Raw genomic sequence first — 24,377 nt, forward strand, 5'->3', positions numbered from 1 at the left:
TCGCGCACGGCGGACTGCCTCAGAGTCTGCCGGGGACGACGACACGCACGCCGAACCGCTCGAAATCACGGTCCATCGTCACGACCTCGGCGTCGTACTCGAGCGCGAGCGCCGCAAGATGCGCATCGGTCGTGAGGTTTCCGGCGACGCCTGACGGCGCCACGAGGCCAGCCAGGATTGACGCGTGCCGGGGCGTCGGCTCGGGCGTGAGTGCGCTCGGCTGTGCAAGCCAGGCCTGAACGAGGTCGGTTGCCTGGGCAGATGTCAGCGGGTGCTCAAAGATCCGCGGGTTGGTCGAAATGCGGATAAACCCCAGCAGACTCACCCAGGGCAAACCGACTCCTTCGGCGCCCTCTAGTGCATCGATCAGCCACGCGCGACACGCACTGTGAGGCGCAGATCCGGCATTGACCGCATACAAGAGGACATTCGTGTCGACGATCTTCATCGGCCGACGCGCAACTCCCGGACGATTTCCTCGTCCTCGAGTTCGCCGGCGATACGCGAGGCGTGGGTGAGGTCGACGAGTGGCGAGCCCATGTCGAAGCTGGGCATGACGAAATCGGCCCGAACACCCGACGACAGTCCGCGACGAACCGCCTGGTTCAGGGCTTCCTTGAAGGAGATACCACGCTCAGCCATCAGTCGCGCGATCATCGCCTCGACGTCCGACTCCAGCGTCACAGTGGTACGTGCCATTCGTGCATCATAGCATCATCTGTTTGATGCACTGATGCAACCAAGGCGCAGTTTGCCTCAACTCACGCTGCGCAAGTACTTCCCGAAGTGCGGCACGGTGAACGCGACGCGTCCGCGTTCGTTGGAGTAGACCAACCCCTTCTTCAGCAGCGCATCCCGCGCGGGAGAAAGAGACTGGGGTTTACGGCCGAGCACGTCGGCAACATCGGAGGTCAACACCGAGCCGACATCGTCCTTCTCGGCGTCGGGCAGCCGGCCGCCTGCCTCGGCCATCGCGCGTAAGTACTCCCGCTCCCCCGGCGTCGCGCGTTCGTAGCGGGAACCGAAGAAGCCGACGGCGAGGTCGGCCTCGGCCTGCGGCGCCGCGACCGCGACATCGGCGGCAGTGATCGGTGACTTCGGCGCCAACTCCCACACCACCTGGCCGTAGGCCTGGATGAAGTAGGGATAACCGCCGGTGACCTCGTACATCGCGGCGAGCGCGGCGTCCTCGAAGGCGGCGTCCTCGTCCTCCGCGGGGCCCTGCAAAGCGCGGTTCGCAGCGTCGATCGGCAGGCGGTCGATGCGGGCGTAGCGGAAGAGCCGCTCCGAGTACGACTTGGACGCAGACAGCACCGCCGGCAGGTGGGGCAGGCCGGCACCGACGACGATCACCGGCAGCCCCGACTGGCTGATCTCGTGGCATGCGGCGCACAGTGCCGAGATGTCCTCGGGGTGGAGGTCTTGCATCTCGTCGATGAAGATGCCGATGCCGCGCCCCATGTCGGCGGCCAATCCGCCTGCGTCCGAGAGCAATTCGACGAGGTCGATCTCGATGTCGCCGGAGTCGGCACGTCCGTTCACGGCCGGGACGTCGATGCCAGGGCTCCACTTGTCGCGCAGCTTCGCGTTGGGCGCAGCGTCCCGCTGGGCGAACGCCTTGATGACGCCGAGCACGTGGTCGACGTCGTCCGCTTGCTGGTGGCCGAGTTCACGCACGGCTTGGTGCAGCGCACTGGACAGCGGCCGGCGCAGTCGCTGATCGGGCCGGGCCTCGAACTTGCCCGTGCCCCACTTGGCACGCACCGCCTCTGAGCGAAGAGCGTTGAGCAGCACCGTCTTACCGACACCGCGCAGGCCGGTCAGCACGATCGAGCGCTCCGGGCGTCCACGGGCGACGCGCTGCAACACCACTTTGAACTGGTCGAGTTGCTCGTCACGGCCGGCCAGCTCCGGCGGACGCTGGCCGGCGCCGGGTGCATAGGGGTTTCGGATCGGGTCCATGGTCGAGCATTGTATGCGCGAATCTACGGAGTTCCCGATATTTGGCTAGCGTGTCACATCGATGTCTTCACGTCGCTCGCCTACCACCGCTGTGGCCACCGGCTCGAGGTGACCATGCCGCCTCGCGAGCTTGCGCGAGTACTCGACGAACCACGCATTCCACACCCCGAGCAGGGCGAAGGTGGCGACTTTCAGCACGGTCGTCGCCAGCACCGAGGCATCGATCGACATCGTCAGGATGATCACCACCGAGAGGATCGCGTCGAAGATGAGCCCGAAGCCCCACGCGAAAGTCATCAGGTACATCCCGCGGCGGAAGGCGAGTGATTCGTCCCAACCGCGCTGCAGATCGGCGCGAGAATGCTGATCATTACCCGCGATGCGCTTGGCGACCTGGTAGGTGAGCGGACGTCTGATCAGCGCCGAGCCGGTGAAGGCCAGGCCGGCCAGCCCTCCGCCGATCGCGCCCTTGAGCAGCATGAAGCGGGCGTCGCCGGTCCAGAAAGAGGCGATGAGTCCGGCGGTCAGCAGCACGAACATGAATGCCGCGAAGCCGTCGACCTCGCGCTGCTTCGCGATCACTTGGATGTTGCGGATGGCCGAGGCGATGGTCGCCAGCAGCAACGCGATCGTCTGCGTCGCACCGGCCGCGCGTGCGGCGTAATAGGCGCCGACCGGAATCGCGACGTCGATCAGCAGCATTGCGCCGAGGCCGCGCATCGCGATGTGCGGCGCATACTGACCACCCTCGGCCATCTGCGCCTTCTGCCATTGCCACGCCCGACTGATCGGGTTCATCGAAGCTGTCGATCCACGACGGCCATCGTGGCACGCGCCCCCGACGAGAACGCTGTGTTCGAGTTGATCGGACTCTCTAAGTAGATCTAGTCAGAACGCTAGTCTCAACTAGTCGATGCAATCAGCCGCGCAGGAAGCCTCGCAGCGCCGCGATCCAGCGGCCGAACACGTCCAGATGAGCGCCATCGCGGCCCCGAGTGCTCGACGCAATATCCACTCCGCAAACCTGACCCGCGAGTGACAGGATCGACCGGTGAGCAGCGAGCCGAAACAACCGCACCTGAACGCTCCGTCGACCGTCCGCACCAAGAGCCTCGTCCTGCGTCCGATCACGGCGGCTGATACGACCGACCCGCGAATCTTGAAGTGGCACACGGACGCCGAGGGTTATGAGCTCATGGCGGAGTCGCCTCGTACGCCCGACGAGGCGTCGGAGTCGCTGCAGCTGTGGCACGAGGGCTGGGAAGCGGACGGCCTCAGCTACTGGATCGCCGAGCATGACGGGGTGCCGGTGGGCATCGGTGGGCTGCGGCACATGAACTACCAGAATCACCCGCACCTGAATCTCTACTATCGCCTCGACCGGGCGGCCCGAGGTCGTGGCTACGGCCGCGAGATCGCCTCCGCTGCAACGGCATTCGCGCTGGAGTGGCTGCCGCAGTTGCCTGTGACCTCGCGCATCGCACCGCGCAACATCCCTTCTCTGCGCACGATCCAGCGCGCCGGCATGATCGGGCTCGGCCCTTTCCGCATGCCGCACGACCCGTCCGACGAGCCGGACAATCTGCTCTTCGAGAGCCCAGTCATCCGCCTCGGCATCGGCGAGGCGTACGAGGAGGTGCTCGACCTCTGGTGCCGGGTCAACGCCGACGGTGGTGCGGTGGGCTGGGAGGGCGAAGCGCCCGTCGACGAGGTGAGGCGAGTGCTCGACGCACATCTCGCAGCGGATGGCGCCACTCTGGTGCGACTTCACGCGCCGAACCACGACACCTGGTCGGACGCCACCCAGATCGGCGACCTGCTGGGCTTCGGCGTCGTGCAGCGCGGCACGTGGTTTTCGACTGCGCACCGCGCCACGCTCTACCGGGTCATGACCGACCCAGACCTTCGCGGCCGCAACCTCGGCGCCCTACTCATGGGCGCGTTGCATGGTGTGGCGCGCCGCGACGGAGTGGAGATCTGCGAGATCGGCTACCGCGGAGGCACCGGACTGGAGAGCTTCTACGAGCGTTTCGGCTACCGCGAGACCGGCCGGGTTGTCGGCGGGTTGAGGTTCAGCTGGGGCGATGAAGACGACGTCGCGATGGCCCGCCCGCTCTGATGATCACTGATGATCGGCGTCTATTCACTTTTTGATAGACACCCTTAGTCGGCGCGATCGACCTGCTCAGCCGACCGTCACGCCTGCAACTTCTGCACGACCTTCTCGATGGTCAGCCAGGTGCGGGTGGTGATGTTCTTGCCGTAGGTCTTCTCCAGCCACCGCATGAACTCCGGCGTCCGCCCCGGCTCGCTGTTGTCGACCACGGTGAGAAACGCCCGCGCCGCCGGGTCGAAGCCGATGACCTTCGTCCGTGGATCAGGGTCGTCCGGAAGCTTGCCCGGAGCCGGTGCGCCATCCTTGACGAAGGTCGCGATGAGATAGCTGCCGCGGCCATGGGTGAGGCCCGCGAACGGGTCGGACTCCATGAGCTCAAGCAGTTCGTCCAGCGATCGCACGATCGTGCCGCCGTCGATGCCGAGCGTGCTGCGCAGCGCGTGCTGGATCGCCAGCTCCATGGCCGGCCCGGCCGGATCATCGGTGTGGAACACGATGTTGCCACTGGCGAGCACCGAACCCACCCGCTCATACCCGAGCCGCTCGAACACCGCCCGGAGCTTGTCGTTCTTCATGTTCGGGTTGGACGGCATGATTCCGCGCAGCAACGCGACGTAGGCGGTCATACGCCGACCTTTCCACGCCCCGCCGACACCCTCAACAGAATCCGCCGGTCAGCAGTTTCCGGCAGGTAGTCTCACGCGAGGCGGGTGACCTCGAAGCGTCCGCTCGGGTGGGCGATCTGCTCCTGCGAGCCGACGATCTGGATCTCGCGAGCGCCGGAGGCGTGCGTGGTCTCCATGATCCCGAACACCGAATCCGCCGTCGCCGCAAGCGCTTCCGGGGCCGACTCGGTGAGCAGGTGTGCCAGGAAGATCGCGGTAGTGGCATCACCGGCGCCGACGACGTACATCGGCAGCAGCGGAGTGGTGACGATCCACGCACCCTCGCCGTTGACGACCGCGAGTTGCACCGAATCAGCCGGCGTCTCGTCGGTCTGCACCGAGGTGACCAGCACCGTTTCCGGTCCGCGGGCGCGGATGTCCTGAGCGGCGTCCAGCACGTCCTTGACCGAGGCGATGGTGCGACCGGTCAAGAACTCCAGCTCGAACTGGTTGGGCGTGATGACGTCGGCCGCCGGCACCACCTGGTCGCGCATGAACTCCGGAATGCCCGGGCGCACGAAGAAGCCGCGACCGACATCCCCCATCACCGGGTCGGCGCAGTAGATCGCCTTGGGGTTGGCGGCCTTCACGCGCGCGGCGGCGTCGAGGATCACCTCACCGATCGTGTCGGCACCCATGTAGCCCGAGAGCACGGCGTCACACTCGGGCAGCACGCCCCGCTCCTCGATGCCGGTGATCACGTCGCGCACGGTGTCAGGCTCGAAGACCGGTCCGCGCCATTCGCCGTAACCGGTGTGATTGCTGAAGTGCACCGTATAGACCGGCCACACCTCGTGCCCCAGGCGCTGCAGCGGGAACACCGCCGAGGAGTTACCGGCGTGACCGTAGGCGACCGAGCTCTGGATCGACATGATCTTCATTCCGGCGATGGTAGTGGCGCCCGCCGCCCACCAACATTCGAGATGGGCGATCCGGACGACACGAGGAAGCGCGCGGTTTGCCAGACTGGCCGCATGAGCGAAGAGCTGCACCCCAAGGAGATCGCCGACGACGCCGTCATGGTGGACGTGCGTGAGCAGGACGAGTGGGACGCCGGACACGCGCCGGGCGCCGTGCACATTCCGCTCGGCGAACTGCCCGAGCGCCTCGGCGAACTGCCCGACGGCGACCCGCTGCCGGTGATTTGCCGCTCGGGCAACCGTTCGGGGCGCGCCGTCCAGTGGCTGGAGCACCAGGGTTTCGACGTCGTCAACGTAACCGGCGGCATGAAGCAGTGGGCCTTCGAGGGCAAGCAGATCGTCAGCGATCAGGGCGGCGAGCCGACCGTCATCTGAGCGGTCCGGGCACGAGCCCACCGGGCGAATCCGCGTGAGTTTGTGGGGTTCGTACGCGTCGCGAACCCCACAAACTCACGCCGATTTGGCGGTCTACTTCAGCAGGCGTGACATGCGCCGGTCGGCCAGCGGCTTGCCGCCGGTCTGACAGGTGGCGCAGTACTGCATGGAGCGATCGGCGAAAGACACCTCTCGCACCACGTCGCCGCACTCCGGACACTCCTGCCCAGTGCGGCCGTGCACCCGCATGCCGGCCCGTTTGGCGTCCTTGAGTTCGGCCGCGGGCTTGCCGGACGCCGCTTCGATCGCGCCGCTGAGCGTGTCTCTCATTGCCTCATAGAGCCGCGAAACCTTTTCTGCGTCAAGCGAATCGGCCTTGGCGTAGGGCGAGATCTTGGCGACGTGCAGCACCTCGTCGGAGTAGGCATTGCCCACGCCCGCGATCACCGACTGGTCGCGCAGCACCCCCTTGATCTGCGCCTTCTTGCCAGCCAGCAACGCCGCGAAGCTCTCCACCGTGAAGTCGTCCGACAACGCGTCCGGACCGAGGGATGCGATCTGCGGAATCTCCGCCACAGGGTCTTTGACGATGTACGCCGCCAGCCGCTTCTGAGTGCCCTGCTCGGTCAGGTCGAAGGCCGAGCCGTCCTCGAAGCTGACCCGCAACGCGATCGGCGTCTTGCTGCCGGGCCGCAACCGCGTGGCCGGCGCCTTGTCGTACCACCGCAACCAACCCGCGCGAGAGAGATGGAAGACCAGGTGCAGGCCGTCGACGTCGACGTCGATCCACTTGCCGTGTCGGCGGACGTCCGTCACGAAGAGCCCGCACAACGCTTGCGGCGCAGGCGAATACGTCTTCAGGACGTTGAAGGAGGCGAGTTCGACATCGGCCACCGCGACGCCTTCCACGCGCTGCCGAAGGAACCCGGCGAGCGCTTCGACCTCGGGCAGCTCAGGCATGCGACTTACCGGTCATGAGCGTGCGCAGCTGCGCCAACTGCTCGAACAACGCGTACCCGTCGGCGCCCTCCGCCTTGAACGTGGGCGACTCGCGGCCGTCGTCGCGCGAGACCGGCGTTCCGTGCGAGAGCATCTGCTGGGTGACGGTGAGCTGCCGGATCGCGATTGCTCGCACATTGGCCGGGTGGTCAGCAGCGAACTCGTCGTAGATGGCCGGGTCGTGCTGCCCGTCGTCCCCGACCAGCAGCCAGCGGATGTTCGGGAATTCGTCTGCGAGGCGGCGTAGCTGGGTGCGCTTGTGCTCGCGTCCGCTGCGAAAGATCGAGGTCTCGGTGGCGCCCCAATCGGTCAGCAGCAGAGCGCCATTGGGGAAGCCGTGCCGCTGCAGGAAGCGGGTGAGGTTGGGTGCGGTGTTCCAGGCGCCGGTCGAGAGGTAGACCATCGGCGACCCCGGGTTGTGCGCCAACAGCGAGCGGTAGAGCGCCGACATTCCAGGGACGACGCGGCGGGTGTTTTCCACTCGGACGAAGGTGTTGTACGCGGCGATCATCGGCCGCGGCAACGAGGTGATCAGGCAGGTGTCGTCGATGTCGCTGACGATGCCGAAGCGGATCTCGTCGGAGATGAGCTGGATCGGCGCGGTCGAACGCGCCTCGCCGCAGGTGATTCGTGCGTGATGCCAGCCCGACGCGAGGCCGTGGTCGGTGAGCACGACGTCGAAGTATCCGCCGCGATCGGAGACCACCTCGATCTGGGCGTCGCCGAGTTGGACGGTGACCAGTTGGTCGTCCTGCGGGGCGGCGAGAAAAGCGCGGATGCCGCGGCGGGACTGCTCGTTGAGCGGGTCGATGAGTTCTTCGGAATCATGGCGGGACAACACGATTCGCCCCATGACCCGCGCGAAACGCGGCGAGCCGTAGCCGGCGAAGGCGAGCACCCGCGTCCGGAAACCGCGCTTGCCCAGCACCCAACCGAGCGCGTCGTTGAACGCGTCCTCGGCGTGTGCAGCGGGGTGCTTGGAACCCATGGGAAACAGCCTAGGCGACGAGCCGCGCCTAGGCTGGCCGATGTGGTGAGCGGTGCGAGTCGGCGGACTTTCGTGGGCGCGTGTGCCGCGACGGTTGCCGGCGCCGGCGGACTCTTCGGGTATCAGGCCCTGCGGCCTACGACTCGCCCGCGCCACATCCCGCTGTACGCCGCGACGGTGGCGATGGGGCCCGCGCTCGAAGGCGCGCCGGTTGACGGCGAAGACCGTCAGGTCGTGCAGCCCGGGCAGTTGAGCCTGCTGGTCAAGGACAGTCGGGTGGTGCAGTCGGCACCCGACGCCGCCGCGCTGATCGGCCAGGAAAACGCCGTGCTCGCCGATGCTCCCGCCTGGACCCGCACCGGCCCGCACTCCGAATTCGCGCGCTCGGCGCTGCAGGACCTCCACGTGCTCAGCGCCGGTCTGCCGAGTCCGGTGGCGGCGTGGACCCCGCACTGGCGATACACCTGGCCGCGCGACGCAGCCGTCGTGGCAGTAGCTCAGGCCCGCACCGGGCAGGTCGACGCAGCATTGCGCACTGTGCGATTTCTGGCTCAGGTGCAGGGCGCGGACGGCTGGTTCCAGGCGCGCTACCGGCCCGGCACCGCCGAGGCGCCGGACGCCCGACCGCGCCAACTCGACGGCACCGGCTGGGCACTGTGGGCGGCCGATCGCGTGCTGGCGCAACTGTCTTCGGAGCGCGCTGCGATCGAGATACAGACCCTGCGCAGCCTGATCGTGCGCGGGACGGATGGCACGCTCGCCGCGCTGCGAAGCTCATCCGGGCTACCACCGGCGACGCCGGATTTCTGGGAGGTCTCCGAACGCTCTCCCACGCTGGCGACCTGCGCATTGTTGTCAGCTGGACTCGAATCAGCCGTCCGGCTGCTCACTGCCCTGGGCGATGAGACACGCGCTGAGCGTGCCCGCACTGCGTTGTCTCGCTTGGACAAGACCATCGCAAGCGCCTACGGCCGCTACGGATTCCCGCGGCACCCCGGCCGCAGTGACCCGGACATCGGCGTTGCGTTCTTGTTGCCGCCGTTCCGCGATGCGGTGAACGAGCTTGCCCTGCAGTCGCTGGTCGGCAACCTACCCCGGCTACGGCGTCCGGCCGGTGGGCTCGCACCGGGTACGACCTGGCATCGCGACGGCATCAGCTGGACGCCCGCCACCTCGACGGTTGCGAGCGCGTTGGTGCGCTCCGGTCAGACCGCCCGGGCGACCGACCTGCTCCAATGGCTCGGCGAACACCGCACGGTGGGCGGGTCGTACCCGGAGAAGGTGCTGGAGACCGGCGCCGCCGCGGCTGTTGCACCCTTGGCGTGGACCGCTGCGTCCGTCTTGCTGACCATCGAGAAGTTGCCCCGCTGAGTCGTCCCTGCCCTCGGCGTCCCCTGTCCGGTCGCCTTGAAGTCCGCACGCCCCGAAGGACGTGCGGACTTCCTATGGACGCGCTCAGCTACCGAACGACAGCCTCAGCCACCTGTCGGTGGTTCGGCGGAAATCGCTCGCAACAACTCATTGGCGCGCACGAGCACGGCGCGGTCGGCGTCCGACAGCTCCGCGAGCGCCGGGGCGATGGCAGCGCCGCGGGCTCGGCGGGCCCGGGCGAGCATCGCGCGGCCGGCGTCGGTGAGCGAGATGAGACTGGCGCGGGCGTCGTCCTCGTCGGCGGTGCGCTCCAGGAGTCCTTGCTGCTCAAGGCGTTTCACCTGCGCGGTCATCGTCGGCTGGCTGGAGTGGTCAGCCTGCGCCAGCTCGCCGATGCGCGCGTTGCCCTGCTGTTCGACGAGGCTGAGCAGGCGCGCCTGCCCGGCCGGAATCGGCAGCTCGGAGTGCTTGGTGGCCCAGCGGTTGATCTTCGCGACGGCCGACAGCAGCTGCGCGCCGAGGTCGTTGTCGCTCTGCGTGGGTTCAGTCATCGGCAACGCTCAAGCTCCTGCGACGTCCCGCAGTTCGCGCTTGAGGATCTTGCCGGTTGCGCCCTTGGGCAGTTCGTCGATGAAGCGCACTTCGCGCGGGTACTTGTACGCAGCGAGCCGCTCCTTGGCGAAGTCCTGCACCGCCTCCTGCTCCAGTTGCGAGCCGGGCGCGCGGACGACGTAGGCCACCACTTCTTCGCCGTAGTGCTCGTGCGGCACACCGATGACGGCAGCTTCGGCCACCTCCGGGTGCTCGTAGAGCACTTCCTCGACTTCACGCGGGTAGACGTTGTAACCGCCGCGGATGATCATGTCCTTGCTGCGGTCGACGATGAAGAAGTAGCCGTCGTCGTCGACGCGGGCGAGGTCGCCGGAGAAGAACCAGCCGTCGCGGATGGCTTCGGCGGTGGCGTCCGGACGCTTCCAATAGCCCTTCATCAGCAGGTGTCCGCGGATCGCGATCTCGCCGATCTCACCGGCCGGGGAGTCGGAGCCGTCGGCCTGCGCCAGACGCATCTCGACGCCTTCGAGCGGGGTGCCGATCGAGCCGGCCTTGCGCTCGGCGTTGGGGTGGTTGAAGGAGGCGACCGGGGAGGTCTCGGACAGGCCGTAGCCCTCCAGCACGATGCAGCCGAACTTCTGCTCGAACTTCTTCATCACCTCGACCGGCATCGCCGAGCCACCGCTGGCGCACACGCGCAGCGCCGGGAAGTTGACGTCCTTGTCGGCGGTCGCGGCCAGCAGCGCCTGGTACATCGTCGGCACGCCCTGGAAGATCGTGACGCCCGCCTTGCCGAGCGTCTCCAGCACGGCGCCGGGCTCGAAGCGCGGCACGAGCGCGAGGGTGGCGCCGGTGGCGAAAGCGGTCGACAGACCACAGGTGAGACCGAAGACGTGGAAGAGCGGCAGGCAGCCCATGATCACGTCGTCGGGCTTGATGTCCATCAGCGTGCGGGCGACGACTTCCTGGTTCATGTTGAGCGAGTAGTGCGTCAGCTCAGCGCCCTTGGGACGTCCGGTGGTGCCCGAGGTGTAGAGGATGACCGCGGTGTCCTGGTCGTCACGGTCGACGAACTCGGTGCTCGGCTCGTAGTCGGCCAGCGTCCCGCTCAGCCCCGCCGGGATCGGCACCTCGATGAACGGCACGCCCACTGCCTCGGCGCCGGTGGCGGCGTCGCCGCCCATGCCGAACATCAGCGAAGCGCCCGAGTCGCTGAGGTAGTACTCCACCTCGCGCGGGCGGAAGAGCGGGTTCATCGGGATCACCACGGCGCCCGCCTGCAGCGCACCGAAGAAGATGACCGGGAAGTCGAAGACATTGGGCAGCGAGAGCGCCACTCGGTCGCCCGGCTTGATCCCCTTGTCCTGCAACATGGTTGCCACGCGTCCGGCGGCGTCGGTCACCTGCCCGTAGGTCAGCGAATGCTCACCGAGCACCAACGCGGTCTGGTCGGGGTGGGCGGCCGCGGTCTTCTGCAGGTTGCAGGCAAGGTTGGTCATGGCCCGACATTAGTTCGGGGATTCGGCGTTGTGGGGCGGCTGGCGAAAATCGTCCAGCGAAAGTGTTGTCGTGCGCCCTCCCCGACCCGTCAACCTACTGATTACTCGTGAACCTACTGGCTGTACTTAGTAGGTTCACGAGTAGGCAGTAGGTTCACGACTCAGGTCAGAGCCAGGAGACGTGCGGCTTGAGCAGCGCGTAGCCGACGAACGCGACGATGTCGAGAATCACGTGCGCGATCACCAGCGGCATGACTCGTTTGGTGCGGCGGTAGACCAGCCCAAAGAGCAGCCCCATGGCGAAGTTGCCGATCATTCCGCCGAAGCCTTGGTAGAGGTGGTAGCAGCCGCGGATGGCGGACGACGTCAGCCAGACCCGCGTCCACGACCAGCCCGCCTGGGTCCAGCGGGTGTAGAGATAGCCGATCATCACGACTTCTTCGACGATCGCAGCCTCGAAGGCGGCGAGGATCAGCACCGGCACGGTCCACCAATGGTCGCCGAGCCCCGAGGTCGCCAGCGACGTGTTGATGCCCATCGCCCGCGCGGCCAGGTAGAAGAGGAGTCCGGGGATGCCGACCACAGCCGCGAGCGCGGCGCCAAGCGCGAGGTCGGGGCCTTTGCGGCGGCCGTCCAGACCGAGCCAGGTGGTGGCGGACGCCATTTCGCGGGTCAGCAGGTGAATCACCAGCAGAGCCGGGACGATGCCGAGCCCGATGCCGACGAGCTGATAGGCCAGGTCGAGCCACGCCGAGGGGGCGCGACTGGTGTTCATGGTGGTGGTCTGCTTGTTGAGCGCCACCTGCGCGCTGAGCGACCGCAGGATCGACAGCACCGAGTAGATGGCCGACGCCCCGAGGCTGAGCAGCAGGACGAGGGTGGTCTCCTGCAGCAGTGTGCGCCGTCGTAGCGGCGTGGTCGGCACGTCGTACGCGGGCAGTTTCATGGGTTCAGCGGCTGAAGTCGTGGCCGGCGTCCCAGCGCTCGACCTCGACGTCGTCCACCTCATAGACACGGCGGCGACGGCGCGGACGTTCGGTGGCGGCGACCTCGTCGGCCTCGCTCACACGCTCAGTCTCGTCGGGCGATCGCTCGTCGGACACAACTGCGGCGCGCCGCCGCGATGGCTCCTCGTCCCGCACTGCCCGAGAACGCGCAGGCCGCGGACGCCGGGCGAACGGCTGCGCCGGACCCAGCATTGCGAACATCGTCACGGCAAAACCGAGCACGAAGCAGATCAGCACCCACAGCCATACCTGCGAGAACAGCCACATCATGAGGGCTCACCCGCGCTTTCAGGCCCGGCATCGACCGGCTCGGCGTCATCGGCGACAGCGTCGGGTTCAGCGGCCGGGGAGGGCTCCTGCACCGGATCGTTCTCGTGCGGGAAGAGCATCATCGCCAGCAACCACGCGGCCAGCGCACCCACACAGAATCCGACGAGGCACCACGCGATCGTCTGCAGCGTCAACCAGGTCACGGTGCCGCCTTCACCACGACCGAGCGCACGCCGGGCATGTCGGCGATCGCCTGCTCCACCCGCGACGGGTCGACCATCGAGCCCGGGGTGACCGTGGCATCGCGCCCCTCGAAGCTGGCCGATGCGCCTGCCGCGCCGATGCCCTGCAGCACCTTCTCGGCGTTCTGGGTGAGCTCTTGCTCGACGGAGTTCTTGGACGCCTGCGCACCGATCACGCCGAACACCAACGGAATTGCCGCGAGCGTCGCGAACCACCACGGCGCCGGGGTGCGGCGGAGGCGTTGCTGCGTGGACATCGGGGGCCTTTCGGGGTGACGGGCTGTGACCCGGCGCAAACTTACCCGCCCTGACCCATACATTGGGCACGGTGAGGACGTTGTGGCGCGCCGAGCGCATCTGGACAGGTTCGCAATTCGTGACGGGTCTGCTGGTCGAGGACGACATGATCGTCGCGACCGGTGACGCCGAAACCCTTGCCGCGCAAGATATTTCGAGCACCGAGCAGCTCCCCGGGGCGCTCGTCGTCCCGGGTCTGCACGACGCCCACATCCACGCCGCGTCCCTCGCGCGGATGCGCACCGAGGTGGACGTCCGCGGTAGCGCCGACGAGCACGAGGCCGCTCGGAGGGTCGGGGAGTTCCTCGCTGAGCACCCCGGCACCGGCATCCTCTGGGGCGCCGCGTGGGACGCGAACCTGTGGGGCGGACGCGTGCCGCACCGCTCCACTCTCGACGCCGTCACCGGCGACCGTCCGGTGGCGTTGGCGAGCGCCGACTACCACTCGTTGTGGGTCAACTCCGCCGCGCTGCGCCTGGCCGGTTACGACCGCGACACGACTGATCCGGCCGGTGGTCGCCTGGAGCGGGACGCTGACGGCGAGCTCACCGGGGTGCTGCGCGAGACGGCCTGCACTCCTCTCTACGACATCGCCCCGGACGACGCCGACGAACTGCCCGGACTCATGGCGCTGGCGCTCGATGACCTGCTCGCGGTGGGGCTGACCGGCATCACCGACATCGACCACGAGGACGCCCACGCCGCCTTCCGCGCGCTGCACTCACGCGGCGAGTTGCCGCTGCGGGTGAGCAAGGCGATCCGTCATGAAGACTTGCCGCTCGCTCTTGAACAGGGACGTCGCACCGGCGAGGGTGACGCGTTTCTGCGGGTCGGTCCGCTGAAGCTCTTCGCCGACGGCGCGCTGGGTTCGCACACCTGCCACATGACCAGCACCTTCGCCGGCACCGACCACCACGGCGTCCCCACGCTCACCCCCGAACAGTTGCGGGTCTACAGCGAGCTCGCCGTGCGAGCAGGCATCGCGGTGGCCACTCACGCGATCGGCGACCGAGCCTCCACCGAAGTGATCGACGCCTACGAACACGTGCTGGACGCCACCGGTTCAGACCTGCGGATGCGTATCGAGCACGCCCAGCATCTGCAGCGAACCGACCTGGTGCGCATGGCCGCTCGCGGCATTGTCGCTTCGATGCAACCGGTGCACTGCACCAGCGATTTCGGACTCGTCGACACCCTGTTGGCCGGTCACGACATCGTGTCGTACGGCTGGCGCTCCACCCTGGACGCCGGCGTGCCGCTCGCGTTCGGTTCGGACGCTCCGGTGGAGGACGCCAACCCGCTCGTCGCCCTACACGCAGCGGTCACCCGACAGCGCCCCGACGGAACACCGGCCGGTGGGTGGCAGCCGCATGAACGCATCACGATGATCGAGGCACTCGCCGCACATTCCCGAGGTGCCGCCCACGCCGCCGGTTGGGACGACGTCGGCACCCTCGAGCCGGGCATGCGCGCCGACTTCATCGCACTCGACACCGACATCATCGCGGCGCCCGAAGCAGCGGCGGAGGCGCATGTGCTGCGGACGGTCGTCGGTGGTCAAACCCGGTTCGCGCGCTGAAAGCTCCGTCCAGCGAGCCTATTCACCGGTCCGACGCGGCGGACAGTGCCGATCGCCCGGAAGTTCCCCCACGTTGCCGTCGAATTCCAACCGGAGCAAGATCTTGTCGCGGCGAAGTCGACGCTTATGTTGCGCCACTGACCAATGGCTACAGACGAAGGCGTTAAACCGGCTCGTCAGCGTCGCCTTTGAGGAACTCGCTCAATATTTCGGACTCAAGAACGGGGTTAATTCGACCCCTGATCAGGTTGACCAACAACCCCAATGTGACGTAGTCGCCTAGCAAGCTGATGCAGCATGCAAGGGGGAAAAGCGCCTCCTCGGCGCCCAGCTGAAGCGCGTCAAGAGATGCCGCCATAGCGATTCGCACGTAGCCCAAACCGTAGGCCGCGTACGCTAATCTCACGAGCGATCCAATTGAGCCGGCGTCGACGCCGTCCATTGCGCTCTGCATCGCAGCCTCGTCATCACCCTCAAGCCAGTAAGCGGTCGATAGCGAAGCCCACCCAAGGATGTCCCCTAAAGCGATCGCCCGCATCAAGAGAGTTCGGACTGCCGGAAAGTCCACTTCCGCCCGATGCATCAGGGAATTTGCAAAGTCCACATATGCATCGGTGTCGCCATTGTTGATGGCTGAGCGGAAAAGTTTATCAGCAGCGGCAAGTTCTCCCCTCGCGCTTTTCAGATTTGCAATCGCCCTTGTGCGCGTTGGCGCAGGTGACTCGTCGATGAGCTGTTCGGCCCACTGGAAGTCTCCTACGGTCAGCGCCCAACCTAACTGCGCATCAAACGAAGCGTCTTCTGATTCGAACAAATCCTCACTCGCAAGCCACGAGTCCATCGCCGATCGAACGCTTGATAACGGATTCCATGCTGAGCCGAGCGCCTCCGAAAGATGCGGAAGGCCGTTTCTCTTTGCCCATGCAGCACTGGGGGCCTTATTCGCCAGAATACTCACCAGCCTTTCGCCGCTTGTTTGGGGCTCTTCACAATCGAGGGTGTAGGAAGCGGTAGCGCGTCGCTGACGGGTTGAGGGTCGAGGTCTCCCGATGATGGAAGTTCTCACACTGTCCATCTGGAAGACCTCGACATGCACCGTTCGCAACCGGTTCGCTGTGTCATACTAGCGCGTCACCGTCCCCACTGACGGACTTGCGCCGGTGCAGTCACCGCTGGCGTGGTTCGTGACCGTTTTGCTGGTACGGGCACCATCAGTGTTGAACGCGTACGCGCGGATCTGGCAGCACATGCCCGGCGCGTCCGCGGGAGTGGTGCCCGGGTCGATCGACCCGACCGGGGTGTTCACCGTCCGGTCAACCACCCTGTCCAACTGCCCCCGTGGGGTGTAGGTGATTGCCGGTCGTACGCCAGCCCTTCACCGACCGGTAGGTGGGAGGTATCACCGACCTCGGGGACACCCGGGTTGCTGCCGTCGAATCCTGCGCCTTCTCCGGTGTATTCCCGCACGATCCGGCCCAGGCCGTCGCGGTCCAGGGTCCACCCGAACCACGTGTCCACGATCGGGGTGCCCGGGGCCCCTTCTTGGAAGGATCCCGTGGCAGGCCTGCTCAGCGACGCATAACCTTGCGCGCCAACGCGTTACCGCTGAACTGTGCGATCTGCACCATCACCACAATGGTCAGCACCGCGACCCAGGTGACCGTCCAGTTGAAGCGCTGGTAGCCGTAGGTGATCGCGAACTGGCCGAGTCCACCGCCGCCGATCGCTCCGGCGACCGCCGTCATGTCGACCACCGCGACGAGCGCGAAGGTGTAACCGAGGATGAGCGGGCCGAGCGCTTCGGGGATCAGCACAGTACGGATGATCCGCCACGGGCTGGCACCCATCGCGTGCGCGGCTTCAATGACGCCCGGGTCGACAGTCACGAGGTTTTGCTCCACCAGACGTGAAATGCCGAAGGTGGCAGCGAGCACCAGAGGGAACAGTGCGGCGGTGGTGCCGACCGTCGTCCCCATCACCTTCAGGGTCAGCGGACCGACCGCGGTCATGAAGATGATGAACGGGATCGGACGCACCAGGTTGACCAGCACGTTGAGCGCGGTGTGGACCGGGCCCTGCGCCAGGATGCCGCCGCGACGGGTGATGTAGAGCGCGACGCCGAGACCGAGGCCGAGGAGTCCGCCGACCACCATTGTCACCAGCACCATCAGCAGCGTCTGGCCGATGCTGTCGAAGTAGACCGGTCGCAGGGTGGCCCAATCGGTGCCGTTCATGCTGCCTCCTCCACGCTGCCAACTGATTCGAGTTCGCGCAGGAAGGCGTCCACGGCGGACGAATCTCCCTGCAGCGCAAGGGTGAAGGTCGAGAGCGACTCCCCCTTGGTGACGGTCACGCCGCCGTGCACGATCTCGAACTGCACGCCGAACTCCTGCGCGCGTCCGAGCACTGCACCGAGGCCGCCTTCGTGGCGCAAGGTGACCGTGGCCAGCCGTCCGGTGTGGGTGGTGCGCAACCGGGCGATGTCGTCGGCCTGCGGAATGTTGCTGAGCGTCGCGCCGACCAGGCGGCGGGTGCCCGGGTGCTGCGGATCGGTGAAGACCTGCTGCACGGTGCCGGTTTCGATCAGCCGGCCACCTTCGAGTACTGCGACGCGGTCGGCGATGGTGCGCACGACGTCCATCTCGTGCGTGATCACCACGATCGTCACGCCCATCTCCTCGTTGACCCGGCGCAGCAACGCGAGCACCTCACGCGTGGTGTCGGGATCGAGGGCACTCGTCGACTCATCAGCCAACAGGATCGGCGGACGCGTCGCGAGTGCACGGGCGATGCCGATGCGCTGCTTCTGACCACCAGAGAGCTCGTCCGGGTAGGCCCACGCCTTTTCGGTGAGTCCGACGAAATGAAGCAGTTCGGTGACCCGCTCCTTGATCTGCTGCTTGCTCCAACCCGCCGTCTCCAGCGGGTAGGCGACATTGCCGTAGACGGTGCGCGAACGCATCAGGTTGAACTGCTGGAAGACCATGCCGATGCCGGAGCGGATCGCCCGAATCTGCTTGGCGTTCAACGAGGTCAGGTCGTTGTCATCAACGACGACCGAGCCCTCGGTCGGGGTCTCCAAGGCGTTGATCAACCGGACGAGCGTGCTCTTACCGGCACCGGAGAAGCCGATGACCGCGAACACCTCGCCGCGACCGATCTGCAGACTGAGGTCGTCCAGGGCCGTGACCGTCGAACCACCACGAGTGAAAACCTTGCGCACCGAGTCGAGCCGGATGATCGGCCCAGCCGCCTCCGACGTCGACCCGGTGCCCTTGGCAAGCGAGGTGCTCACTTCTGGTTCTTCTCCAAGTCGGCCAGGATGCGCTGCAAGTCGGCGGCCGGCTTGGTGACCAGCACAGCGGTGTTCTTGGACGACGCCTTGACCTGCGACTCCACCTGCGGCTTGTGGTAGAGCTCCACGAGCTTCTTGAAGGTGGGGTTGTCCTTGTCGGCCGCGCGGGTGACGAAGATGTTGATGTACGGCTCGGCGGCGGGCTTGGCCGGGTCGTCGGCGAAGAGCGCCTTGGACGGGTCGAGCTTGGCGTCGAGCGCGAAGTTGTTGTTGACGATCGAGGCGTCCACCGACGGCAGCGCGGCCACAGTCTGCGCGGCGTCCACGGCCGTGACCGAAACCTTCGACTCCGAGGCGAGGATGTCGGCCGGGGTGGAGAGCGTGTTGCCCCCGTTCTTCAACTTCAACAGGCCGGCCTGCTGCAGCACCAGCAGCGCGCGTGCCTGGTTGGTGGGGTCGTTCGGAATCGCGACCTTGCCGCCCTGGGGCACCTGCGACAGCTGCGTGTGCTTCTTGGAGTAGAGGCTCAACGGCACCACCACGCTCGACCCGATCGGGGTGAGCGTCTGCTTGTCACTGACGTTGTAGCTCGCGAGGAACTGCAGGTGCTGGAACAGGTTGACGTCAAGCTGCTTCTGCGCCAGCGCCGGGTTGGCCTGGGTGTAGTCGGAGAAGCTGACCACCTCGAGGTTGATGCCGTTCTCCTTGGCCAGCTTCACGAACGGCGGCCAGTATGGCGCCGCGGCCTCGGTGGTGCCGATCTTGACGGTGGTGAGCTTGCTGTCGTCATCGCCGCCGCGGGTGAACGCGAACGCACCCAGGCCGAGCGCGACCACGACACCTCCGGCGATCAGCGCGGTCTTCAAGCCCTTGTTCGAACCCTGACGCTCAGGCAGCGCCTGGATCTCGTCGTTGTTCGGGGTGTTTTCGGGCGCGTTGGAGTCACTCATGACGGGGTCCTTCTCAATGCAAGACCGCCGCTCGAAGCAGCGGTGAAATGTGCTTGCCCGACGGTTGTCGGACCGGGTCTCCTCCTGGAGCACCCCGCCACATTCGTGAGGGTTGCCGCCCAGCAAGCCAGGGCTTGTCGCTGGGTCTCTTGACCGCTGCCGACCCTAGGAAAGTGGTCAGACCAAAGTCAACTTCGGACGTGCGTGATGCGCGTCACGGGCGAATTCTGCTGGGTTTTGGGGGGATTCGGATCAACCAGCGAGCGCGGTGATGCTCGGGAAGGGCTGGGCTTCCTCGATCTGCAGAGCCAGCTCCAGCAGCAGCCGCTCGGCGCCGTGGGTCGCGGAGAACATCGCGCCGACCGGTAGGCCTCGATCGTCGAGACCCGCGGGCAGCGACAGCGCGGGCGCACCGGAGGCGTTGGCGAGCGGGGTGAAGCCCACCAGATCGAGCAAGCGGTCGAAGTGGACGGATGGGTCGACGTCCGCACCGAGGAAACCCAACTCAGGCGTCGGCGCGGTGAGCACCGGAGACAGCACGACGTCCGGCCCGCGGCGGAAGGCCATCCGGCTGGCCGCGCTGGAGGCAAGCAAGCGGGCGATGAACAGCGGCGCCTTCGGAAGTTTCGCCTTGCCACGCTTGGCCAGTTCGATGGTGAGCGGTTCGAGCTTGGACGCGTCGAAACCCTTGCCGAAGGTCTGCTCACCGAAACGGCTGCCCATGTAGGCCAGGAACTGCCAGTAAGCAGAGAAGTCGTCGGCGAAATACTGCGGCACGGGTGCGGTGTAGGGCTCGACCGAATGTCCCAGTGCCTCAAGCGTTTTCGCCATCTGCTCGATCACGCGGCGGATGCTCGGTTCAGTTGCCGGCGCGACCGGTGAATCGAGCATCACGCCGATGCGCAACCGGCGCTCGAGCGGGTGGTCGACCAACCCGACGGCGGGCAAGGTGCGGTTGCGGTAGATCTTCTCCGCCTCGGCATAGAAGCGGGCCGTGTCACGCACGCTTCGGGTGAGCACCGAATCGCTGACGATGCGCACCGGCATCTTGGCCGATTCACCTGCGCGCAGGCGTCCGCGAGTGGGCTTGAGACCGACCAGTCCGCATGCCGCGGCCGGGATGCGTACCGATCCGCCGCCGTCGTTGCCGTGCGCGATCGGCACGACTCCCGCCGCCACCAAGGCGGCCGACCCGCCGGACGATCCGCCAGCGGAAACGCGTGTGTGCCAAGGGTTGTGGGTGGTGAAGGTGCGCGACTCGGTCGAACATGTCCAGCCGAACTCCGGCATCGTGCTCGTCGCGATCGGGATGATGCCGGTGCGCAGGTATTGCGCCGCGACCGCGCCGTTCTTGGCCGCAGGCGTGGTCGGGAAGGCCTGCGAGCCCTCGGTCATCGGCAGGCCCGCCACCGGCACGTTGTCCTTGAAGACGCTCGGGACGCCGGCGAAGGCACCGTCGCGGTGCTGCGTCGCGCGACTGCGGGCGCGGGCGAAGTCGTCGCGCATGATCGCATCGAGCGTGGGGTTGAGCTGTTCGCAGCGGGTGATAGCGGCGTCCACCGCTTCGGCTGCACTGATCCGGCCGGCGGCAATGGCTTCGGCGACGCCGGTCGCGTCGAGTTCGCCGAGGGCGTCATCGGTGAAGGCGTGTACGCGGGTCATGCCTCCCTACTATGCAGTAGCCAGACCCACCCGGTGGGTCGCCGGACTGAAAATACCCGTCACCGTGCGCGTCCAGCCGAGTGCCGAAAACCTCGAGATGAAGGTCATGCTGCCGGTAAGGCCAGCGGCAGGACGGTGGGCAGCTGAATCCAGCAGTCCGACGTCCACACCGGCCCCACGCCTAAGTCGGCCACCAGCGCGAAGATCCTCGATGGTCAGGTGTTCCACGGTCAGCGCCCCAGACGATCGAGCAGGTCGGCGTACCGCTCCCTCCCTTGGCCCGAGAGCTCACGTACTCGCGCTTCGTGCCCACGCCGGACGGCGGCCTCTCGAATGGCTCGCACCGTCGCCTCGTGCTTGCTGATTCCGTCAGCAGCGGCCAATGCCGCGAGCGCCTGCTCGTCGTCGGCATTGAGCCGCAAAGTCATCGCCATCGGACGACGGTATCGCTGTGGTATCAATCGGCCGAGTGATCGGCCGGTCGGAACGTCGAGACCGCTCAGGCCGTCGCCGTGACCCCTCGAAGCCCGGCGGCGGCGAGCTGCAGCCGACGCGCACCGGTGGCGTATGCCGGCACCTGGGTGAGCTTGTCGCGGTCGACCGCATCGAGAATCCAGGCCGTCACCTCGGGCGAGACCGCGCCGAGGAAGTGCCGCTGCTCGTCCGCGTCGAGGGTCGCGATGCGCTTGGCCAGACGGGCGTTGGGCACGAAACGCGGCGACTCAACGATCGCCAGGAGGTCGTCCACCGACGACGCAGCGACGCCGTTGAGCTCTGATTCCAGCGTCGGACGTCCGGCCGCGGCGTGGGCGTCGACGACGTAGAGGTGGTCGATCCAGGAGGCGCCTGCGTCGGCGAGGCAGCCGTCCATCGCGACCTCGTGGGTGCCGGTGACGCGAATGTCGTCGAGCGCGATCACGCGAGCGCCGGCGACGTCGACCCGCGGATCGACGTGCATCGATTTCGCCCCGACGGCGCGCTCCCGCTCGTCAGCGCTCATGGTGGCGTAGTCGCCGGGAGAGACGCCGAGGCGGTGCACCCGCAACGGTTCGAGCGTGACCTCGGGCGCGAGGCGGCGCATGCGGGCGACGAACGGCGACACCAGCGACCGCGCGGCGGGAGGCACGGCCCCGTAACCGGACGAGGTTACGAAGATCCGCTCGCCAGCGGCTGGCTGCACGATGCGGTGGAACTCGTCGGCCAGGCCGCGCCCGAAGGCGATGGACGCCAGTCCGTCGCCGTACTTGAACCGGCTGTAGTCGACGGCGTTGACCAGGCCGAGGCTCGGCAGCCCCGAATCAGCGGTGAGCGTGTGGAGTGCGATGCGATCAGACATGGGCGACCTCCCGCTGGATCGCCGCCTGGAGCGTTGCGAAGCCGTCGGGATAACCGGCGATGAACTCAGGCCCAGTGGCGAGCGCGCCTTCGTACATCTCGCGCACCAGTGCATTCGGCACCTCGGCGACGAACTCGGGCAGTTCGGGTGAGGCCAGCGCCCGCTTCAGGAAACGGATCGTCAGGTGGAAGCGTCCGGCGCGAGCAGCCGGCACCATCTGCAGGATCGAGGTGATCGTGGCGTGGTTGAGCGCCGATTCGACGTGTGGGGACGCGGCGAGTTCGGGCGAGCAGACAGCGACGTATGCCGTGACGAGGGTGGCCGGGGCGGCTGCTTCGAGGGCGGCGAGCACGGTGCGCTCGGCGAGGCCGGTCACCCGCACGTCGTCGATGACGACGCAGTTGGTGCCGTCGATCGGCTCGGCCAGGCTGAACCCGATGCGGGCCAGTTCGGCCTCGCGCTCGGCCTGGGTGGAAGCCGCGTAATCGGTGTGGGTCACCGAATCCTTGCGCACCTGCACGATGCGTCCGGGCTGAAGACCCTGCTCGGCGCGAGCAGCATTGACGCGCGACAACACAGCGTCGGCGAGGAACCAGCAGCTGGGCCGCACCGCCAGGTAGGCCACCGGCAAGGTCGGGATCGCGGCGTCGGTGAGCAGGTGCGGGCACTGCTGCACGAGCGCGGCGGCCAACTTCGCCCCGAGCGAATCGATGGCAGCGGCGTCCCCGTGCTTCATGCGGGAGTAGGTGTCGGTGTCGAAGAGGGAACCGTCGTCAGTGCGCACGGCATCGACCGGACTGTGCAGCGTCGCGGTCGTCACGCAGGTGGTCATGTGGTCTCCCCAGTGCCGTCGCACCCGCGACTGCGGCTGCGCCTACCGCAGCGCCTCCAAGGCCGCCACGGTGCTCTCCCCATCAGGCTCGACCAGCACGGCACTCAGGCCGGCAGCTCGGGCTCCTTCGACATCGGCGACGGGATTGTCACCGATGTGTACAACGCAAGATGACGCAAACGGTTCCGCAGCGGTTCCTTGGACGAATGTGAGACTGATCTCGAAAATTCGCCGGTCGGGTTTGGCCCACTCGACCTCGTTGGAGAAGACCATGCCGAGGTCACCGTGAAATCCGGCCGACGCGAGCAGGTCGCGCATGAGAACACCAGGCAGCATTCCGGTGTTGGACGTCAGCACCACCGGCATCCGCCGCCCGAAGTCGGCGACGAGGTCGGGCAGACGCGGGTCGAGCGCGATCGGGTGGTGCGCGCGGGCGAGCTCAGCCTGCTGCGCCATCAACCGCTCGACCGTGGACGCGTCGAGCTGTGCGGGCACGTCGAGCGCGGTGAGCGCGAGCGTCGTGCGTTCGACGAAACCTACGTCCGTGCCGCGTGCCATCGAGATCTCGTCGGCCTCCCGGTCACTGCTGCGCATCACCTCGTTGAACCGCTCCGGCGAGACGGACGGCGCAAGGGCCGCGCGCAGCATCTCGTTGCGGGCGGGCTTGAAGGAGGGGTCGCTACGCAGCAGCGTGCCCCAGATGTCGAGGCTGATCGCACAGGTGGTGGGCACCCGACGAATGTAGCGGCGACACAAGTCGCGGACGACGCGAGCAGTGCGCGGATCGACTGATCCGCGAACTGTGCTCACGTCGTCCGCGAGTTGTATTCGGGAGGTGGTCGCCGGCTCACCCAGCGACCACCGCCTCAGATTGCCTGCAGCGCCAGCGGCTCCAGCTCACGGGCGATGCGACCGTTGCCGGGGGTGCCGACGGCGGTGAACGCCCAGCCGTTGCCCTGGCGCGAGACCTTCGCCATGACCAGCGCGGTGTGCGGGCCCGAGCCGGTGAGCTGGAAGCGGGCCAGCTCGGTGTCATTGGCGTTCGAGTCGACGACGCGCACGAAAGCGTTGTCGATCTCGGTGAAGTTTTCGCCGGAGAAGGAGTTGACGACGAACACGATGTGCTCGACCGAACCCGACACTGCCGGCAGGTCGACGACGATCGACTCGTCGTCACCGTCACCAGCGCCGGTGAGGTTGTCACCGGTGTGCTGCACGGAGCCGTCCTGGCTGCGCAGGTTGCCGAAGTAGACGATGTCGAGCACGCGACCGCCGCCGATCAGCAGCGCCGATGCGTCGAGGTCGATGTCGCGCTGCACCTGCTTGGTGCCGCCGAACAGACCCTTCTTGGTGACGACCTTGACGTCCCAACCCAGACCCATGCGTACGCGCGAGAGCTGGCCGCCGTCCTGCTTGGCGAGGTTGACGGTCTGGCCCTTGTTGAGGTTGATGCCCATCGT

29 protein-coding genes and 1 riboswitch are annotated in these 24,377 nt (G+C 67.0%); of the genes, 4 read left to right on the forward strand and 25 right to left on the reverse strand.

Annotated features, from left to right (window positions below):
• Positions 1 to 19: 19 nt before the first annotated feature.
• The 4 genes from J5M86_RS14690 to J5M86_RS14705 are packed head-to-tail and all read right to left on the reverse strand — an operon-like array spanning position 20 to position 2,760.
• Positions 20 to 448: a type II toxin-antitoxin system VapC family toxin gene (locus tag J5M86_RS14690; protein WP_188061289.1), complete on the reverse strand. Its 429-nt coding sequence runs from the start codon at positions 446 to 448 to the stop codon at positions 20 to 22.
• Positions 445 to 699, reverse strand: coding sequence for an antitoxin (locus tag J5M86_RS14695; protein ID WP_188061290.1), 255 nt, complete (start codon positions 697 to 699; stop codon positions 445 to 447). Before J5M86_RS14695 ends, J5M86_RS14690 begins: the two co-directional genes overlap by 4 nt.
• Positions 700 to 756: 57 nt before the next feature.
• Positions 757 to 1,962, reverse strand: coding sequence for an ATP-binding protein (locus tag J5M86_RS14700; protein ID WP_188061291.1), 1,206 nt, complete (start codon positions 1,960 to 1,962; stop codon positions 757 to 759).
• A 45-nt stretch (positions 1,963 to 2,007) separates the two neighbouring features.
• Positions 2,008 to 2,760 carry a VC0807 family protein gene (locus J5M86_RS14705; RefSeq protein ID WP_188061292.1) on the reverse strand — a complete coding sequence of 251 codons (753 nt, stop codon included), beginning with the start codon at positions 2,758 to 2,760 and terminating at the stop codon, positions 2,008 to 2,010.
• 253 nt (positions 2,761 to 3,013) lie between these two features.
• Here J5M86_RS14705 and J5M86_RS14710 point away from each other — a divergent pair, with 253 nt between their 5' ends.
• Positions 3,014 to 4,081 (forward strand): GNAT family N-acetyltransferase, encoded by a 1,068-nt coding sequence (locus J5M86_RS14710; protein ID WP_188061293.1) that lies wholly within the window; start codon positions 3,014 to 3,016, stop codon positions 4,079 to 4,081.
• A gap of 77 nt (positions 4,082 to 4,158) precedes the next feature.
• Here J5M86_RS14710 and J5M86_RS14715 read toward each other — a convergent pair whose 3' ends face one another.
• Both J5M86_RS14715 and pdxY read right to left on the reverse strand, forming a co-directional pair.
• On the reverse strand, positions 4,159 to 4,704 hold the full coding sequence (locus J5M86_RS14715; RefSeq protein ID WP_188061294.1) for a DUF1697 domain-containing protein: 546 nt from the start codon (positions 4,702 to 4,704) through the stop codon (positions 4,159 to 4,161).
• A 71-nt stretch (positions 4,705 to 4,775) separates the two neighbouring features.
• Positions 4,776 to 5,624 (reverse strand): pyridoxal kinase PdxY, encoded by an 849-nt coding sequence (gene pdxY / locus J5M86_RS14720; RefSeq protein WP_188061295.1) that lies wholly within the window; start codon positions 5,622 to 5,624, stop codon positions 4,776 to 4,778.
• A gap of 93 nt (positions 5,625 to 5,717) precedes the next feature.
• Between pdxY and J5M86_RS14725 the strand changes: the two genes are divergently transcribed.
• Entirely contained in the window at positions 5,718 to 6,038 is a 321-nt protein-coding gene (locus tag J5M86_RS14725; protein WP_188061296.1) for a rhodanese-like domain-containing protein, read from the forward strand.
• A gap of 93 nt (positions 6,039 to 6,131) precedes the next feature.
• On the opposite strand, the gene J5M86_RS14730 is transcribed toward J5M86_RS14725, so the two are convergent.
• Together J5M86_RS14730 and J5M86_RS14735 are read right to left on the reverse strand one after the other, a co-directional pair.
• Entirely contained in the window at positions 6,132 to 6,998 is an 867-nt protein-coding gene (locus J5M86_RS14730; RefSeq protein WP_188061297.1) for an Fpg/Nei family DNA glycosylase, read from the reverse strand.
• Positions 6,991 to 8,025 (reverse strand): App1 family protein, encoded by a 1,035-nt coding sequence (locus J5M86_RS14735; RefSeq protein WP_188061298.1) that lies wholly within the window; start codon positions 8,023 to 8,025, stop codon positions 6,991 to 6,993. The genes J5M86_RS14730 and J5M86_RS14735 overlap by 8 nt, the downstream gene beginning before the upstream one ends.
• Positions 8,026 to 8,070: 45 nt before the next feature.
• Here J5M86_RS14735 and J5M86_RS14740 point away from each other — a divergent pair, with 45 nt between their 5' ends.
• Positions 8,071 to 9,396 carry a hypothetical protein gene (locus J5M86_RS14740; protein WP_188061299.1) on the forward strand — a complete coding sequence of 442 codons (1,326 nt, stop codon included), beginning with the start codon at positions 8,071 to 8,073 and terminating at the stop codon, positions 9,394 to 9,396.
• Between the two features lie 104 nt (positions 9,397 to 9,500).
• Here J5M86_RS14740 and J5M86_RS14745 read toward each other — a convergent pair whose 3' ends face one another.
• The 6 genes from J5M86_RS14745 to J5M86_RS14770 form a co-directional block, all read right to left on the reverse strand.
• Entirely contained in the window at positions 9,501 to 9,947 is a 447-nt protein-coding gene (locus tag J5M86_RS14745) for a MarR family winged helix-turn-helix transcriptional regulator (RefSeq protein ID WP_188061300.1), read from the reverse strand.
• Positions 9,948 to 9,956: 9 nt separating this feature from the next.
• Positions 9,957 to 11,447, reverse strand: a complete 1,491-nt coding sequence (locus tag J5M86_RS14750) for a long-chain fatty acid--CoA ligase (protein ID WP_188061301.1) — start codon at positions 11,445 to 11,447, stop codon at positions 9,957 to 9,959.
• A gap of 166 nt (positions 11,448 to 11,613) precedes the next feature.
• Complete coding sequence (locus tag J5M86_RS14755; protein ID WP_188061302.1) at positions 11,614 to 12,393, reverse strand: CPBP family intramembrane glutamic endopeptidase; 780 nt, start codon at positions 12,391 to 12,393, stop codon at positions 11,614 to 11,616.
• A gap of 4 nt (positions 12,394 to 12,397) precedes the next feature.
• Positions 12,398 to 12,724: a hypothetical protein gene (locus tag J5M86_RS14760; protein ID WP_188061303.1), complete on the reverse strand. Its 327-nt coding sequence runs from the start codon at positions 12,722 to 12,724 to the stop codon at positions 12,398 to 12,400.
• Positions 12,721 to 12,927 carry a hypothetical protein gene (locus tag J5M86_RS14765; protein ID WP_188061304.1) on the reverse strand — a complete coding sequence of 69 codons (207 nt, stop codon included), beginning with the start codon at positions 12,925 to 12,927 and terminating at the stop codon, positions 12,721 to 12,723. The genes J5M86_RS14760 and J5M86_RS14765 overlap by 4 nt, the downstream gene beginning before the upstream one ends.
• Positions 12,924 to 13,223 carry a hypothetical protein gene (locus tag J5M86_RS14770; RefSeq protein WP_188061305.1) on the reverse strand — a complete coding sequence of 100 codons (300 nt, stop codon included), beginning with the start codon at positions 13,221 to 13,223 and terminating at the stop codon, positions 12,924 to 12,926. Before J5M86_RS14770 ends, J5M86_RS14765 begins: the two co-directional genes overlap by 4 nt.
• Positions 13,224 to 13,294: 71 nt before the next feature.
• On the opposite strand from J5M86_RS14770, the gene J5M86_RS14775 reads away from it, so the two are divergent.
• Positions 13,295 to 14,842 carry an amidohydrolase gene (locus tag J5M86_RS14775; RefSeq protein WP_188061306.1) on the forward strand — a complete coding sequence of 516 codons (1,548 nt, stop codon included), beginning with the start codon at positions 13,295 to 13,297 and terminating at the stop codon, positions 14,840 to 14,842.
• A 163-nt stretch (positions 14,843 to 15,005) separates the two neighbouring features.
• Here the strand turns inward: J5M86_RS14775 and J5M86_RS14780 are convergent, their stop codons facing one another.
• The 11 genes from J5M86_RS14780 to J5M86_RS14830 form a co-directional block, all read right to left on the reverse strand.
• Entirely contained in the window at positions 15,006 to 15,800 is a 795-nt protein-coding gene (locus J5M86_RS14780) for a hypothetical protein (RefSeq protein ID WP_188061307.1), read from the reverse strand.
• A gap of 344 nt (positions 15,801 to 16,144) precedes the next feature.
• Entirely contained in the window at positions 16,145 to 16,360 is a 216-nt protein-coding gene (locus J5M86_RS14785) for a hypothetical protein (RefSeq protein ID WP_188061308.1), read from the reverse strand.
• 50 nt (positions 16,361 to 16,410) lie between these two features.
• Positions 16,411 to 17,076 carry a methionine ABC transporter permease gene (locus tag J5M86_RS14790; RefSeq protein WP_188061309.1) on the reverse strand — a complete coding sequence of 222 codons (666 nt, stop codon included), beginning with the start codon at positions 17,074 to 17,076 and terminating at the stop codon, positions 16,411 to 16,413.
• The gene (locus tag J5M86_RS14795; protein WP_188061310.1) at positions 17,073 to 18,137 is read right to left on the reverse strand and encodes a methionine ABC transporter ATP-binding protein; all 1,065 of its coding nucleotides are present in this window, start codon (positions 18,135 to 18,137) and stop codon (positions 17,073 to 17,075) included. Before J5M86_RS14795 ends, J5M86_RS14790 begins: the two co-directional genes overlap by 4 nt.
• Positions 18,134 to 19,087, reverse strand: a complete 954-nt coding sequence (locus J5M86_RS14800; protein WP_188061311.1) for a MetQ/NlpA family ABC transporter substrate-binding protein — start codon at positions 19,085 to 19,087, stop codon at positions 18,134 to 18,136. The genes J5M86_RS14795 and J5M86_RS14800 overlap by 4 nt, the downstream gene beginning before the upstream one ends.
• Before the next feature lie 44 nt (positions 19,088 to 19,131).
• Positions 19,132 to 19,242: riboswitch (SAM riboswitch) on the reverse strand.
• A 97-nt stretch (positions 19,243 to 19,339) separates the two neighbouring features.
• Entirely contained in the window at positions 19,340 to 20,749 is a 1,410-nt protein-coding gene (locus tag J5M86_RS14805) for an amidase (protein ID WP_188061312.1), read from the reverse strand.
• A 230-nt stretch (positions 20,750 to 20,979) separates the two neighbouring features.
• Positions 20,980 to 21,183, reverse strand: a complete 204-nt coding sequence (locus tag J5M86_RS14810) for a CopG family transcriptional regulator (RefSeq protein ID WP_188061313.1) — start codon at positions 21,181 to 21,183, stop codon at positions 20,980 to 20,982.
• 65 nt (positions 21,184 to 21,248) lie between these two features.
• Positions 21,249 to 22,085 (reverse strand): phosphoribosyltransferase family protein, encoded by an 837-nt coding sequence (locus J5M86_RS14815; RefSeq protein WP_188061314.1) that lies wholly within the window; start codon positions 22,083 to 22,085, stop codon positions 21,249 to 21,251.
• The gene (locus J5M86_RS14820; protein ID WP_188061315.1) at positions 22,078 to 22,917 is read right to left on the reverse strand and encodes a phosphoribosyltransferase family protein; all 840 of its coding nucleotides are present in this window, start codon (positions 22,915 to 22,917) and stop codon (positions 22,078 to 22,080) included. Before J5M86_RS14820 ends, J5M86_RS14815 begins: the two co-directional genes overlap by 8 nt.
• Before the next feature lie 42 nt (positions 22,918 to 22,959).
• Positions 22,960 to 23,649, reverse strand: a complete 690-nt coding sequence (locus J5M86_RS14825) for an HAD family hydrolase (RefSeq protein ID WP_188061316.1) — start codon at positions 23,647 to 23,649, stop codon at positions 22,960 to 22,962.
• Positions 23,650 to 23,783: 134 nt separating this feature from the next.
• Complete coding sequence (locus tag J5M86_RS14830; RefSeq protein ID WP_188061317.1) at positions 23,784 to 24,374, reverse strand: TerD family protein; 591 nt, start codon at positions 24,372 to 24,374, stop codon at positions 23,784 to 23,786.
• Positions 24,375 to 24,377: the final 3 nt, after the last annotated feature.

This window comes from Yimella sp. cx-51 (assembly GCF_017654605.1).
GTDB lineage: Bacteria > Actinomycetota > Actinomycetes > Actinomycetales > Dermatophilaceae > Yimella.

Bases quoted from the DNA above. Each gene is read 5' to 3' on its own strand.
- J5M86_RS14690 (WP_188061289.1), bottom strand. From the start codon at position 448: ATGAAGATCGTCGACACGAATGTCCTCTTGTATGCGGTCAATGCCGGA.
- J5M86_RS14695 (WP_188061290.1), bottom strand. From the start codon at position 699: ATGGCACGTACCACTGTGACGCTGGAGTCGGACGTCGAGGCGATGATC.
- J5M86_RS14700 (WP_188061291.1), bottom strand. From the start codon at position 1,962: ATGGACCCGATCCGAAACCCCTATGCACCCGGCGCCGGCCAGCGTCCG.
- J5M86_RS14705 (WP_188061292.1), bottom strand. From the start codon at position 2,760: ATGAACCCGATCAGTCGGGCGTGGCAATGGCAGAAGGCGCAGATGGCC.
- J5M86_RS14715 (WP_188061294.1), bottom strand. From the start codon at position 4,704: ATGACCGCCTACGTCGCGTTGCTGCGCGGAATCATGCCGTCCAACCCG.
- pdxY (WP_188061295.1), bottom strand. From the start codon at position 5,624: ATGAAGATCATGTCGATCCAGAGCTCGGTCGCCTACGGTCACGCCGGT.
- J5M86_RS14725 (WP_188061296.1), top strand. From the start codon at position 5,718: ATGAGCGAAGAGCTGCACCCCAAGGAGATCGCCGACGACGCCGTCATG.
- J5M86_RS14730 (WP_188061297.1), bottom strand. From the start codon at position 6,998: ATGCCTGAGCTGCCCGAGGTCGAAGCGCTCGCCGGGTTCCTTCGGCAG.
- J5M86_RS14735 (WP_188061298.1), bottom strand. From the start codon at position 8,025: ATGGGTTCCAAGCACCCCGCTGCACACGCCGAGGACGCGTTCAACGAC.
- J5M86_RS14745 (WP_188061300.1), bottom strand. From the start codon at position 9,947: ATGACTGAACCCACGCAGAGCGACAACGACCTCGGCGCGCAGCTGCTG.
- J5M86_RS14750 (WP_188061301.1), bottom strand. From the start codon at position 11,447: ATGACCAACCTTGCCTGCAACCTGCAGAAGACCGCGGCCGCCCACCCC.
- J5M86_RS14755 (WP_188061302.1), bottom strand. From the start codon at position 12,393: ATGAAACTGCCCGCGTACGACGTGCCGACCACGCCGCTACGACGGCGC.
- J5M86_RS14760 (WP_188061303.1), bottom strand. From the start codon at position 12,724: ATGATGTGGCTGTTCTCGCAGGTATGGCTGTGGGTGCTGATCTGCTTC.
- J5M86_RS14770 (WP_188061305.1), bottom strand. From the start codon at position 13,223: ATGTCCACGCAGCAACGCCTCCGCCGCACCCCGGCGCCGTGGTGGTTC.
- J5M86_RS14790 (WP_188061309.1), bottom strand. From the start codon at position 17,076: ATGAACGGCACCGATTGGGCCACCCTGCGACCGGTCTACTTCGACAGC.
- J5M86_RS14800 (WP_188061311.1), bottom strand. From the start codon at position 19,087: ATGAGTGACTCCAACGCGCCCGAAAACACCCCGAACAACGACGAGATC.
- J5M86_RS14805 (WP_188061312.1), bottom strand. From the start codon at position 20,749: ATGACCCGCGTACACGCCTTCACCGATGACGCCCTCGGCGAACTCGAC.
- J5M86_RS14810 (WP_188061313.1), bottom strand. From the start codon at position 21,183: ATGGCGATGACTTTGCGGCTCAATGCCGACGACGAGCAGGCGCTCGCG.
- J5M86_RS14815 (WP_188061314.1), bottom strand. From the start codon at position 22,085: ATGTCTGATCGCATCGCACTCCACACGCTCACCGCTGATTCGGGGCTG.
- J5M86_RS14820 (WP_188061315.1), bottom strand. From the start codon at position 22,917: ATGACCACCTGCGTGACGACCGCGACGCTGCACAGTCCGGTCGATGCC.
- J5M86_RS14830 (WP_188061317.1), bottom strand. From the start codon at position 24,374: ATGGGCATCAACCTCAACAAGGGCCAGACCGTCAACCTCGCCAAGCAG.